The sequence below is a fragment of the Thiorhodococcus drewsii AZ1 genome, from assembly GCF_000224065.1.
GTDB classification, from domain to species: Bacteria; Pseudomonadota; Gammaproteobacteria; order Chromatiales; family Chromatiaceae; genus Imhoffiella; species Imhoffiella drewsii.
Genome location: NZ_AFWT01000002.1, coordinates 1 through 12,915, shown reverse-complemented (window position 1 = coordinate 12,915; position 12,915 = coordinate 1). Strand labels below are relative to the sequence as shown.

The window sequence follows — 12,915 nt, the reverse complement described above, 5'->3', positions numbered from 1 at the left end:
CAAAGATCGTGATCCTTGTCGCCAGCCTGCTGGACTTCGATTTGGTCGCGACCCGCCGTTGGCGTGCCTTGGCGATGTCAATTGCAGTCTGCCCCAATCCAGGCTGGACCTTCGGCCTCGTATTCATGCGCGGTTTCGTTGTCGCGATCTCGTCTTGTTTCTCTCAAACGACCTCGGTGCCTTTTCGATGATCAAGAGCGGTTTGAAAACGACCCTGAACCTGGCCCTCATCCTCGTTGTTACGCTGGTGCTGGCGGCCTATGGCGTCTGGGATGTCATGCGTATCAAGGCGAGCGAGACGGTGCGGCAGGAGCACGACGTCTCCTCGGTGCTGAATCGTCTGGCGCTCGGTTTGCCCAAGCCGCTGTGGGATTTTTCTATGACCACGGTCGACGACATCCTGCATGGAGAGATGAGTCATCCGGCGATCCTCGGCGTCGTGGTGCTGGACGAGCAGGGCGCTCTTGTGGTCGGCCTGACGCAGGGAGAGAAGGGGGTCGAAACGATCGATGCCTTGCCGGATCTGCCGAGGACGACCAAGGTGGAGCGGACATTGAGCTATTCGGACGGAAGCGAGGATCATCCTATCGGCTCCGTCGTGCTGTTCGTTTCCGAGGAGCCTCTGCGTCAGGCGGTTCACGATGCGATTGTGCGCAACCTTATCATTATGCTGGTGCTCAACGCGGTGTTGGTCCTGTCGCTGGGGTTTGCGCTGACCCGCTTGGTGCTCAAGCCGCTCGATCAGATTCTTCTGCGCGTGCGCGACATCGCCGAGGGGGAGGGCGATCTGACCAAACGGGTCGAGTCGCCACGTCGGGATGAACTTGGCCATCTGGCGCAGGCATTGAATCAATTCATCGCCTCGATCAGGGACATCGTGACCCAGGTAAACGGGGTCATCGAAGGGCTCAACGGCTCGGCACATCAGGCCAAGGGGATTACCCAGGATCTCAATCTTCAGCTGAACCAACAGCAGGAAGATCTCTATATGCTGACCACCTCGCTCACCGAGTTCAGTGCCACGACGGACGAGGTGGCGCGCAACGCCGCGTTGGTCGCGGAGTCGGGAGAGCAGGCCGGGAAGCGTGCCGAGACGGGTCTGCAACTGGTCCGGGAGGCGAATGAATCCAACAGCGAATTGGCCGCGACCGTTGACGAGGCATCCGGCGTGATCTCGGAACTCAGACAGAGCACCGAGGCCATCACCGGGATCCTGGATGTGATCCGAGGCATTGCCGATCAGACCAATCTGTTGGCGCTCAACGCGGCGATCGAGGCGGCGCGGGCGGGCGAGCAGGGGCGCGGGTTCGCGGTCGTCGCGGACGAGGTGCGCACCCTGTCGCAGCGCACTCAGGACTCGACCCGTCAGATACAGGAGACCATTGAGGGATTGCGCGAGCGCACCTATCAGGCGGTCGAGACGATGGCGCAGGGCAAGCTCAAGTCGACCCGAAGTGTCGAACTGGCATCGGATGCGGGTGAGGCGTTCGCCGAGATCGATGAGGCGATCAAGCAGATCATTCAGATGATGACCAGCGTGGCCACGGCCGCCGAGCAGCAGAGCTCGACCGTCGCCGAGATCGACCGCAATGTCAGCAGCATTCAGCAGGTCCATCAGAAGACCGTCGTGCTATCGGATTCGACGAGCGCCTCGGGCGAATCGCTTGCGACCAGCGTCACCCGGCTGCAGTCCCTGTTTGCCAAGTTCCGATTTTGATCTGGGTCGGATGTCGGTCTGGCATCCTGATGCTGCCAGAGGACATTCCGATCAAAAATATGTTCACTTTAAGGGGGAAAGCATGAAGCAGCATTCGCGCAATGCCTGGCTATTGAGTGTCTTCTTGGTACTGGCCGGCGTCTTTCAGTCGGCCGCGGCCGATAAGGTCTATATGGCCTCGCTCGAATGGCCGCCATACTCGGGCGCGGCCTTGCCCGATCAGGGCGCTGCGATCGCCGTCGCCAAGGCTGCCCTGGAGGCGATGGGGCACGAGTTGGTCGTCGAGTTCTATCCCTGGTCGCGCGCGGTGAAGCTCGTGCAGCAGCCGAATTCGAAGTACGTTGCCTATCTGCCCGAGTACAAGTACGAGACCGAGGATTTTCAGTTCTCGGAGCCGCTCGGCGAGGGGCCGCTCGGGTTGGTGGAGAATGTATCGAAGCCGATCACCTGGGAGCAGGTCGAGGATCTCGAACGCTATCGGATCGGGGTTGTCCAAGATTACGTCAACACCAAGGCGTTCGATGATCTGGTCGCCGCCGGGCGCATCAAGGTCGAGGCGGTGGGCACGGATACGCAGAACATCCTCAAGGTCGCTGCTGGTCGTCTGAATGCGGCGGTCATCGACTCCAACGTGATGGCCTATCTGCTCGCCAACACTCCACGGCTGAAGTCGGTTTCTTCGAAGGTCAGAATGAACAATCGCCTTCTGGAGATGAAGGATATCTATGCGGCCTTCGCCAACAATGCAGCCGGCGCCAAATGGCGCGAGATACTCGATGAGGGGCTGACCAAGATCGATGCCGGGGCGATTCTCGACGCGCACATGGGTGCGTCCAAGTAGTCGTCCCTGTCGTTCAAACCTAATCATTGATCGACAGGTACGCGTTGCTTCGCGTCGATCCAAATTTTAGGATCGAAAGATCCCCTGTTCTGGAATCCCGGAGAACAACATGGAAGGCCGTGAGCCTCAGCGTAAACCCCTTCGCTTTACCATCTTTTATCAGATACTCCTCGCCATGGTCGTCGTGTCGACCATTCCCATTACCGGGCTCTGGTACATCAGCGTCCACGAATCCAGGTTGGAATGGAGCGCGATCGTTGCGCAAAATCTGAGTCAAACTGCGGATGCCTTGGGCCGTAGCGTCGAGGACTGGACGGCGGCGAATCTACGCCTGCTCGACCAGAATGCCCGTACCCCGGCGATTCGCAGCATGGATGCCAGGCTTCAGGATCCGGTGCTGGCGACGGTTGCCGAGACCTACGACTGGATCTATCTGGCGTTCACGGTTTCGCCCGACGGTAAAAATCTGGGCCGGAGCGATGGCAAGCCGCAGACCTTTTACGGCGACCGCTCCTACTTCAAACAGGTCATGGAGGGCGCGCCGATCGGTCAGCAGGTCCTGCTCGGAAAGACCTCGAAGAAGCCGGCATTCATTCTGGCGAAACCGATACTTGCCGATACGGGCGATACCCAAGGCGTCATCGCGATTGCGATGACGCTGGAGGATCTCTCCAGCACGATCACCAACACCCGTATCGGCAAGACGGGTTACGCGATCCTCCTCGACGAGAACAACCGCCTCATCGCGCATGGCGCGGGCGAGATCTCTTCGGAGCTACAGGACTTCAGCGACTATCCGGCCGCGCGTCTGCACTCGCAGCCGGGCGATGCGCCCTTCGTCTTCGAGGAAGGAGGCAAACGCTTCGTCGCCTATACCAAGGTTTTGAAACATGGGTGGAAGTTCATCGTCCAGCAGGATGCCAGCGAGGCCTATGCGGCAGCCGATCAGGCGCAACGCCATGCCCTGATCTTGCTGAGTTCGACCTTGATCGCCGTGCTTCTGGTCGCCTTGCTGCTGGCGAGACGCCTCAGTACGCCGATCCGCGCATTGACTGCCGCTGCGGATGAAATCAGCCGGGGCAGCTTCAAGACCACGGTTGGCGAAACCGAGCGAAGCGATGAAATTGGCGCCTTAGCGCGAGCCATCGAACGGATGCGCGTGAGTCTGGAAATGGCGCTCGATCGATTGCGTAAGCGGTAAACGACTATGGCTGATGGCTACATTCTTTTCGCCAAGATCGTCGAGGAGATTCGGCGGCTCGTGTCGCAGCAGGTGACGGGTACGCTCTTTATCGCGACGAACGAGAACCGCAGTGCCCAGGTCTCCATCGAGGATGGCAAGATCGTCTATCTCTACTTCAGCAACACGGTCGGCACGACCGCGCTTGAGCGCATGGCGCAGATCCATGCGGGTCGATACCGGTTTCAGGAGGGGCCGGCCGGCCTGCCTCGTGTGGATCTGCCGCCGACGGAGACGATCCTGGCGGCACTTGAGGCGGCGGCTTCTCGGGAAGGCGCATCGGATCGGCGCGAGGGCGGCGAGGCACCTGCCGTTGCGGCCGGGCTGACGGAGCCTCAGAAGTCCGTGCTCGTCGCGTGCTTGGTCGAGTTCATCGGACCGATCGCCGAGATTCTGTCCGAGGATCATCTCCGTCAGGCGAGCGATTTAAACACGGCCATCGACGCCCTGGCCGGCGAAATCCCCTCGCCGGATCAAGCCGCGCAGTTCCGTACACTGGTTCTGTCTAAGTTAAGCGGCTGATCGATATGGGGTGTGGAGTGAAACACGCCCCCCAACGTTGCGTTGCTGTTGGGGGGCGCTTTCGTTCACGCCCATCGACCCATGCCGATTATGGGTTGCAAGTCAGACGATGCTGTCGACCACGCCGCCGTCTACGCGCAGCGCCGCGCCCGAGGTTGCCGAGGAGAGAGTCGAGCAAACATAGACGACCATGTTGGCGACCTCCTCGACGCTTGCCGCCCGCTGGATGATCGACGAGGGGCGATTGGCCATGACAAACTCGGCGGCCGTCTCCTCGATCGACTGGCCCGGCTTGGTTGCGTCTTTCAGCATTTCGATCAGTCCGTCGGACAGGGTTGGGCCTGGGAGCACCGAGTTGACCGTGACGCCGGTTCCCGCAACCCGCTTGGCAAGTCCCCGGGCGATGGAGAGTTGAGCGGTTTTCGAAAAACCGTAGTGGATCATGTCGGACGGAATGTTGAGCGCCGACTCCGAGGCGATGAAGACGACACGTCCCCATCCCCGCTCGATCATCTCCGGTAAATAGGCGCGGGAGAGACGCACGCCGGACATGACGTTGGTCTCGAAGAAACGGCTCCACTCGCTGTCCGGTGTCTCGAAGAAATCTTGCGGACCGTAGACGCCCAGGTTGTTGACCAGGATGTCGACGTTCGGATGGGCCGCGACCAACGATTCGCAGCCCTCCGCCTGGCCGAGATCGCCGACGAATCCCTCGACGCTTGCGTTCTGTACCGAGGCAGTGACGTCCGCCAGCGCCTGCGCCACCGAGGCGTCCTTGCGACCGTTGAGGATCACCCTCGCGCCCGTCGTCGCCAACCCCTTCACGATTGCCAATCCGATGCCGGCTGTCGAACCGGTCACCAGTGCCGTCTTGCCGCTCAAATCGATCTTCACACGCACCCCTCTTTAGCATTTCCAATCGCGCATGCCTGAAACAATGGTGATCGGATTTCAAAAAATAAGGCGCGGCAGGTAAGAGGCGGTTTAGTTCAGTCGAGTCATGGTCGAAGGCTCGGCCCGATCTGGGATCCGGTCGTGCGACTGGTGCGGTTCAGCTAGACTGATGCGTTATCAAACCTGTCCCGAGCGGGCTCGGAACAGGTCGTCACGATTCGGGAGAACGGGGTGTTCCGTTTCAATTGGCTGGCGCTCTCCATTTTGCTCGCCGGGTTCTCACTCGCTGGGGCCGCGTCGGTGCGAGAGGTGATGGTCAATGCCTACGATGGCGCGTATCTGGTGGACACCAAGGTGCCAGGCACACCGGCGGCCTCGCTGAGGGGGCCAGTATTGAAGCGCTGGCACTTCGTCGAGCGGGCACGTGGCTCCTACAGGATTGGCGTGCTCTTTCCTCACCTCAACGACCCCTATTGGGGTGCGGTCGATTTCGGGATCGCCGAGCGAGCGGTCTCGGGCGGCGTTGCTTTCGAACTCCTGGAGGCGGGGGGATATCCCAACCTCGCCGTGCAGATCCAGCAGCTGCGTCAATTCCGGGATCGTGGGGTGGATGGTGTGATTCTGGCCGGGGTCGCCTACGACAAGCTGGATGCGGAGGTGGCCGCGACGGTGGCGGCGGGGATTCCGGTGGTGGCTTTGGTCAACGACATTCGGGCGCCGGGTGTTCAAGCCAAGTCGATGGTGTCTTTCCACGAAATGGGCGGAAAGATCGGCGAGTATCTGCGCGAGGAGGTGGGCGAACGGGCGGTGAAGGTTGCCTTCTTCCCGGGACCGAAGAACAGCGGTTGGGCGCCCGAGAGTTTGGCCGGATTCACCGATGAGTTGGAGGGAATGCCGGGTCTCCGTTTGCTGGCGCCTTTTTGGGGCGACACCGACGAGAGAACCCAGCGCAGCCTGATTCGACGGGCCTTCCATTTCTACCCGCAGATCGACTATCTGGTGGGCAACGCGGTGATGGCCCAGGTCGCCCCGAGCGTTCTGGCCGAGCTCGGGCGCTCATCCGGGGAGGTGCGGATCCTCTCGACCTACCTGATTCCACAGGTCTACGCCCACATCCAGGCTGGACGGGTCAAGGCTGCGGCGGCCGATCTCAACATCGATCAGGGGCGCATCGCCATGGATATGATGATTCGGATCCTGGACGGGCAGCGCCCAGGGGTGGATTTTCCATTCCGCGCCGGCCCGCAGATCCCGATCCTCACCGAGGAGACCATTCAGAAGTATCCGTTCGAGCGGTTCTTCGGCGAGCGCGACTTCAAGCCGATCTTCAGCTACCGACCGGACGTGCCTGAGATAGAGACGCCATGAAGCTTGCCTACAAGCTGCTGATCCCGTTGGTGTCGATCCTCGTTCTCGGCTTCTGGCTGCTCTATGCCCTGTGGATACACTCGGAGCGGGCGATGATCGATGCCTTCGAGGCGCAGTCGAGCCGGGTCATCATGGATCAGCTCGCGCAGCATCGCGAGCGGCGTCTCGAGACCGAGCGTGCCTATCTGGAATTCGTCGCCAGCATGGCGGCGAAGGTGGCGGTCGAGTTCGTCTCCAATATGAACTATGCGGGCATCGAGCAGCCGATCTCGGAGCTGCTCGCCCTCGATGGCGTCAAGGCCGTGCAGGTCTTCGATGCCACCACGGACCAGACCTTCGTCGCAGCCTATCGGGAGGGCGGACGATCCCTGGTCGGTACCGAGTTGCCGCAGGGGCTGGCGGAGTATCAGCAGTTTCGCGATCGGCTCACCGGTTCTTTCGACGGGCATGCGGTCGATTACGGCTATATCGCGATCTACTACGACGATGCCCGCTTGCTCGGGGAGATCCAGGCGATGGAGCGCGCCTCGCTCGCTCGTATCGATCGGATCAAGGCGGATGTCCAGCACATGCTAGCGCAGCGGGTGGACTTCCAGCTTGTGGTCTTCGTCATCGCCGCGCTGTTGCTCGCCGGATGCGTCTTTTTGCTCGTCTATCGCTTCGTGCTCACGCCTCTGTACGCTCTCCACCAGGGGTTGGAACAATTCTTCGCCTTTCTTCAGCGTCAAGAAGATCGTATCGCGCCCATCGCGCTGACGGGCGGCGACGAGTTCGGCGACATGGCCCGCGCACTCAACAAGAACATCGAGGTCAGTGCCAAGCTCCTCCAGTCGATCAATGCCTTGAACGCGACGCTTGAGCAAAAGGTCGAGGCACGTACCCGCCAGCTGCGCCTGGCTAACGAGAAGCTGGAGCTGAGCCTCGAAGGGGGGCGTCTGGGCTCGTTCGACTGGGAAATTCCTAGTGATCGCTACAGCATCGACGAGCGCTGGGCGAGCTTGCTCGGCTTCGAGTTCGATGCGGCCGATTCCAGGCTCGACGTGTGGACGTCGCTGATTCATCCCGACGACCTCGATCCGACCCTTCAGCGGCTCCAGCGCTATCTGGTCGCTGAAGAGCCGCATTACGAGACCCAGTACCGGGTCCGCACCAAGGACGGTCGCTATCTGTGGATCTTGGCACGGGGCAAGGTCGTGACGTGCGATTCGCAGGGCCGTCCTGTCCGGGTGGCTGGAACCCATATGGATATCAGCCATATCAAGGAGACCGAGCAACGCCTCCTCGATGCGACTCAGCGGGCGGAGCGTGCCTTGACCGAGTTGCAATCGGCCCAGGCGCAGCTCATCCAGTCCGAGAAGATGGCGGCCCTCGGACATCTGATCGCCGGGGTTGCCCACGAGATCAACACCCCGCTGGGCGCGGTCAAGTCCAGCGGTAGCAACATCGCTCATTCCTTGGAGCAGGCGTTGGGCAATCTGCCCGAACTCTTCCGCCTACTCACGCCGGAGGAAGAGTCTCTATTCCTCGATCTGTTGGCGCGCGCGCGGGCTCAAACGGGCATCCTCTCCAGCCGCGAGGCGCGTCGACTGACCCGTGCGCTGGCCGGGGGGCTTGAGGGGCAGGGCGTGGCGGGTGCGCGCCGGATTGCCGATATCCTGGTGCAGCTCGGGGTTCAGGATTCACCGGACTCCTATCTGCCCTTGATTCGCCATTCCCACTGCGACTTCATCCTAGAGACCGCCTACAGTGTGGCGGCGATCGCCACCAATACCGCCAACATCAACCATGCCGTCGAGCGTGCCGCGAAGATCATCGTGGCGCTCAAGTCCTTTTCGCGGCACGACGCGAGCGGGAAGCGCAGAGAGACCGATCTGCGGCAGAACATCGAGACCGTGCTCACCCTCTATCACAACCAGATCAAACAGAACACCGAGCTGGTGTTCCGCCATGCCGAGATCCCGCCTCTGTCCTGCTATCCGGACGAACTCTGCCAAGTGTGGACCAACCTCATACACAATGCCTTGCAGGCGATGCATTCTCATGGCACGCTCCAGATCGATCTCGCCGCCGAGAACGGCACCGCCGTGGTCACCGTCGCCGATACCGGCGATGGGATACCCTCAGAGATTCGCGAGCGCATCTTCGAGCCCTTCTTCACCACCAAGCGGGCGGGCGAGGGCTGCGGACTGGGGCTCGATATCGTCAAAAAGATTATCGCCAAGCACGACGGACGCCTCGAGCTGGAGAGCGAGGTGGGTGTCGGCACGACCTTCAAGGTCTATCTACCCTATCCGGAGCCCATATGATGGAGCAGGGGATCCTGCTATGCGTGGACGACGAGATGATGGTGCTCAGTGCCCTGCGGGACCAACTGAGACGCGTCTATGGCGACCGCCACCTGATCGAGATTGCGGAGAGCGCGGAGGAGGAGCTGGAGATCCTCGACGAGCTGTCCGGCGATGGCTATATCCCGTTGGTGATCATCTCGGATTGGCGCATGCCCGGAATGAAGGGCGACGAGTTTCTCGCCGAGGTGCATCGTCGCTTTCCCCAGGTCATCAAGATTATGCTCTCGGGCCAGGCCGACGAGGAGGCGGTTTTGCGCGTGCGTACCCAAGCCAACCTGCATGAATTCATCGTCAAGCCCTGGAGCACGGAAGTGCTGATTGCCTCGATCGACGTCGGCCTCGACGCCTTGTGGACGCGTGTCCGGTCATGATGGGCGCGCGCTCGCCGAGGTCGAGGGCTCCGATATCGAGCCGGTGCGTCGCCGAGTCGAGGCGAGACGCATGACCCAGAGCGCGATTCTCTGTGTCGATGACGAGCCGATGGTCATCAACGCGCTGCGCACGCTGCTGGAGCAGCACCTGAAGGAGGTCCAGGTCATCGAGGTCGCCGAACTCGCCTCCGAGGCGCTGGAGGTGGTGGACGAGCTGCTGAGTGACGGGGTCGAGCTGAAGGTGGTCGTCGCCGACTACATCATGCCCCAGATGCGTGGCGACGAATTGCTGGTGCGCATCCATCGGCGATTGCCTCGGACCAAGAAGATCCTGCTCACCGGGCAGAGTGACATCGGCGGAGTGAAACGGGCGATCAACGAGGCCGATCTCTATCGCTTCATCGAGAAGCCCTGGCAAAACGAGGACGTGCTGCTGACGCTACGTGGTGCGCTGACCGCCTACGACCAGGAGCGCGAACTGGAGCGTCAGAACGAACAGCTGCGTCGGCTCAACGAGGAACTGGAGCTTAAGGTTGCCGAGCGCACGCAACAGCTGGCGGAGAAGAATCGCGAGCTTGAATGTCTGTCAGTCACGGACCGCCTCACCGGTCTCTACAATCGTCTGAAGCTGGACGAGGAGCTTGACCACGAGCTGTCACGGGCCAACCGCTATGGCACACCGTTTTCCGTCGTGCTTCTGGATATTGATCGCTTCAAACGGGTCAACGATAACCATGGACACCTGATGGGCGATCGTGTCCTGGTCGAACTTGCCGACATCTTGCGCCTTACCGTTCGTGACACCGACAGGGCCGGGCGTTGGGGCGGTGAGGAGTTCCTCATCATCTGCCCCGAAACCCGTCTTGACGGAGCCATCCTCCTGGCCGAAAAGCAGCGTGTCGCGATCGCGGACCACCGTTTCCCGGTCATCGACTGCTGCGGTGCGAGCTTTGGGGTCAGCGCCTATCGCGAGGGCGACAGTATCGAAAGCCTGCTCGCCCGGGCGGACGCTGCCCTGTATCGAGCCAAGGAGGGCGGGCGCAATCGGGTCGAGGCCGACTGAGGTCGCGTTTACTCATACCCAAGAGCCGTAGGGCGGAATAGCGATAGCGTATTCCGCCGGATGGAGACGGATCACCTCCCTATCCGATCGATCCGCGCGTGCTTGATGCTACGAAGCGTGATTTGACGCCAAACCCCGTTTGTATGGCCTGGCGCGGCGCAATACGCTGCGCTATTGCGCCCTACGTGTGAAAAGCCTGGGTCTTTCCTGTACGCCATTGTCGGTTTCAGATTGCGGTCGGTCTGCGGGGACCGCTCGGCAACGAAGATCAGCTCCCCAACCTTTACCGTGGACAGGCGCAGAAGGCGCGGAGCTGGCGCAGCTCTATATATCTTAAAGTTATAAAGAAGAAAATTAAGTCATTTCACGCGACCTATAGGTCGCCTCATACTTTCTCGCAATTGAAACCGATCGACGAGCGCTCGCGGCGGTCCGGGAGACGCCATCGCTCGATGTGCTTCTCGGCCGCTACGCCGCAGAGCGCGTGCCCAATGAGCGATTCGGCGACTTTGTCATTCGTGCCGGCATCGTCCGGCTCGTCATCGATCCAGCGAGAGACTTCCATGAGTGAAACATTGCAATCCGGTTGGTCAGCACCCGGAGTCGAGCACCAAGCGGACTGCATCGAATCGGCCAATCGGCACCTGAACGCACTGAGTGCGGAGGACCGCGTCGCCTGGGCGCTGGATCGGCTTCCAGGCAGCCACGTCCTTTCCTCCAGCTTCGGCGTTCAGGCGGCCGTCATGCTGCACCTGCTCACCCGCATCGCGCCGCGCATTCCCGTCGTTTTCATCGACACTGGCTATCTCTTCCCTGAGACCTACCGCTTCGTCGACGAGCTGACCGAGCGACTGGATCTCAATCTGCACGTCTACCGCGCCCCCTTGTCCTCCGCCTGGCTTGAGGCGCGGCACGGCCGGCTCTGGGAGCGTGGGCTGGATGGGATCAAGCACTACAACCGTATGAACAAAGTCGAGCCCATGCGTCAGGCGCTGGAAGATCTGGAGGTCGGGAGCTGGTTCGCCGGGCTGCGCCGGGACCAATCCAGCAGCCGTCAGGAGGTGCCTGTGCTGGCGAGCAAGGATGGCCGTTTCAAGGTCCATCCCATCGTCGACTGGCGTGACCGGGATGTCTATCGCTACCTCAAACGGCACAATCTGCCTTACCACCCCTTATGGGACAAGGGCTATGTCTCGGTTGGAGATGTGCATACAACCCGACCGCTGGAGCCCGGCATGCTGGCGGAAGAGACGCGGTTCTTCGGGCTCAAGCGGGAGTGCGGACTGCATGAGTGAGCCGCATCCACCAGGAACGACCGCTGTCCTGGACGCTCGGGCTGTTCAGTCGCTGGACCGCCGTTTTCGCCGATGTAACGGTCCGGGGCAGAACCTGCCGTGATTGATTCCGCCAACGGATGCCCGACACCAGCTTCAACTATCTGACCGCCGACTAGACGGACCTCTACCGCACCCTGATGCGGGTCTTCTCCGAGGCCAAGGAACACTTCCTGGTCCATCTGGCCCGGAAGACGTGCTCGAGCACGTCAGGCGTGACGGTCGGCAACTCGATCTCGACGCCGTCCAGGCGGCGCTCGGCCAGCTGGTCGAATGGGGCAACCTCCAGGCCGAGCCCGACACCAGCCGGGTCACCACGGTCGAGGACTTCTACCGCGCCCGCTATCTCTACCAGATCACCCGCGAGGGCGAGGCCGCCCAGGCTGCCCTGGCGACCTACGAGCGCATGCTCGGGCACCATGGCGCGCTCCAGTCGGTGGCCCTGGCCGACATCGCCAGTCAACTGCGCGCTCTGCGGACCCTGCTCGACGCCCAGGACGGCGAGGGCGGCCTGGATGGCGCCAAGGCGCATCTGCTGCTGCGCGACATCACCCGGGTCTTTGCCGATCTCGCCGATAACGCACGCGACTTCATGGCCGGGCTGGCCCGTGGTCTGGATTTGCGTCGGGCCGAGCGCGCGGCCTTCATCGACTACAAGGATCGTCTGCTCGACTATCTGCGCCGCTTCATCGGCGACCTGGTGACCCGCTCCGCCGAGATCGCCGGGCTGATCCAGGACATCCAGGGGCATCCGGCCTTCCGGCCTCTGCTGGAGCGGATCGCCGAGCGCGACGCCGCGGACCTGGCCCCGGCGTCCGGTCTGGACGGCGCCGAGCCCACTCCGCTCGACCCGGCCCTGGCCCGGGCCAGAATGCTCGACGAATGGCAGGCCCGCTGGTCCGGGCTCGAGGCCTGGTTCATCGGCTCGTCGGACCGCCCCTCCCAGGCCGAGCTGCTGCGCTCGCGGGCGCGGCGGGCCATCTCCGATCTGGTCGACGCCGTGGTCCAGCTCAACGAGCGCCGGCTCGGGCGCAGCGACCGCTCCGCCGACTACCGCACCCTGGCCGCCTGGTTCATGGATTGCGAGACCGATGCCGAGGCCCATCGGCTCCGGCGCGCCGCCTTCGGGCTGACCCCGGCGCGCCATCTGGGCATCGACGACGACAGCCTGCAGGCGCGCGCCGAGGAGCCGGTGCCGCCGTCGCGCCCCTGGGCCG

At 62.1% G+C, this 12,915-nt stretch carries 12 protein-coding genes; 10 read left to right on the top strand and 2 right to left on the bottom strand.

Annotated elements, in window-relative coordinates; genetic code table 11:
- The first annotated feature begins 187 nt into the window (after positions 1-187).
- The 4 genes from THIDRDRAFT_RS01360 to THIDRDRAFT_RS01345 all read left to right on the top strand — a co-directional run bounded on the left by THIDRDRAFT_RS01360 (position 188) and on the right by THIDRDRAFT_RS01345 (position 4,320).
- Complete coding sequence (locus tag THIDRDRAFT_RS01360; protein WP_007038986.1) at positions 188-1,717, top strand: methyl-accepting chemotaxis protein; 1,530 nt, start codon at positions 188-190, stop codon at positions 1,715-1,717.
- Between the two features lie 82 nt (positions 1,718-1,799).
- Entirely contained in the window at positions 1,800-2,558 is a 759-nt protein-coding gene (locus tag THIDRDRAFT_RS01355) for a substrate-binding periplasmic protein (protein WP_007038985.1), read from the top strand.
- 109 nt (positions 2,559-2,667) lie between these two features.
- The gene (locus THIDRDRAFT_RS01350) at positions 2,668-3,759 is read left to right on the top strand and encodes a HAMP domain-containing protein (protein WP_007038984.1); all 1,092 of its coding nucleotides are present in this window, start codon (positions 2,668-2,670) and stop codon (positions 3,757-3,759) included.
- A 6-nt stretch (positions 3,760-3,765) separates the two neighbouring features.
- Positions 3,766-4,320 (top strand): DUF8082 domain-containing protein, encoded by a 555-nt coding sequence (locus tag THIDRDRAFT_RS01345; protein WP_007038983.1) that lies wholly within the window; start codon positions 3,766-3,768, stop codon positions 4,318-4,320.
- A 102-nt stretch (positions 4,321-4,422) separates the two neighbouring features.
- Here THIDRDRAFT_RS01345 and THIDRDRAFT_RS01340 read toward each other — a convergent pair whose 3' ends face one another.
- Entirely contained in the window at positions 4,423-5,214 is a 792-nt protein-coding gene (locus THIDRDRAFT_RS01340) for an SDR family NAD(P)-dependent oxidoreductase (RefSeq protein ID WP_007038982.1), read from the bottom strand.
- 231 nt (positions 5,215-5,445) lie between these two features.
- Between THIDRDRAFT_RS01340 and torT the strand changes: the two genes are divergently transcribed.
- Genes torT through THIDRDRAFT_RS01320 form a run of 4 tightly spaced genes read left to right on the top strand, consistent with a single transcriptional unit; the run spans position 5,446 to position 10,364 of the window.
- Positions 5,446-6,582: a TMAO reductase system periplasmic protein TorT gene (gene torT / locus THIDRDRAFT_RS01335; RefSeq protein ID WP_007038981.1), complete on the top strand. Its 1,137-nt coding sequence runs from the start codon at positions 5,446-5,448 to the stop codon at positions 6,580-6,582.
- On the top strand, positions 6,579-8,888 hold the full coding sequence (locus THIDRDRAFT_RS23470; RefSeq protein WP_007038980.1) for a sensor histidine kinase: 2,310 nt from the start codon (positions 6,579-6,581) through the stop codon (positions 8,886-8,888). The genes torT and THIDRDRAFT_RS23470 overlap by 4 nt, the downstream gene beginning before the upstream one ends.
- Positions 8,885-9,301, top strand: a complete 417-nt coding sequence (locus tag THIDRDRAFT_RS01325; protein WP_216725602.1) for a response regulator — start codon at positions 8,885-8,887, stop codon at positions 9,299-9,301. Before THIDRDRAFT_RS23470 ends, THIDRDRAFT_RS01325 begins: the two co-directional genes overlap by 4 nt.
- Positions 9,288-10,364: a GGDEF domain-containing response regulator gene (locus tag THIDRDRAFT_RS01320; protein WP_245535757.1), complete on the top strand. Its 1,077-nt coding sequence runs from the start codon at positions 9,288-9,290 to the stop codon at positions 10,362-10,364. The genes THIDRDRAFT_RS01325 and THIDRDRAFT_RS01320 overlap by 14 nt, the downstream gene beginning before the upstream one ends.
- A 385-nt stretch (positions 10,365-10,749) precedes the next feature.
- Here THIDRDRAFT_RS01320 and THIDRDRAFT_RS26105 read toward each other — a convergent pair whose 3' ends face one another.
- Entirely contained in the window at positions 10,750-10,929 is a 180-nt protein-coding gene (locus THIDRDRAFT_RS26105) for a hypothetical protein (RefSeq protein ID WP_040843611.1), read from the bottom strand.
- On the opposite strand from THIDRDRAFT_RS26105, the gene THIDRDRAFT_RS01310 reads away from it, so the two are divergent.
- Both THIDRDRAFT_RS01310 and THIDRDRAFT_RS01305 read left to right on the top strand, forming a co-directional pair.
- Complete coding sequence (locus THIDRDRAFT_RS01310) at positions 10,928-11,659, top strand: phosphoadenylyl-sulfate reductase (protein WP_007038977.1); 732 nt, start codon at positions 10,928-10,930, stop codon at positions 11,657-11,659. The two genes, THIDRDRAFT_RS26105 and THIDRDRAFT_RS01310, sit on opposite strands and share 2 nt — an antisense overlap.
- A 235-nt stretch (positions 11,660-11,894) precedes the next feature.
- Positions 11,895-12,915, top strand: a 1,021-nt coding sequence (locus THIDRDRAFT_RS01305) for a TIGR02677 family protein (protein ID WP_007038976.1), incomplete at its 3' end; no start/stop codon positions are given.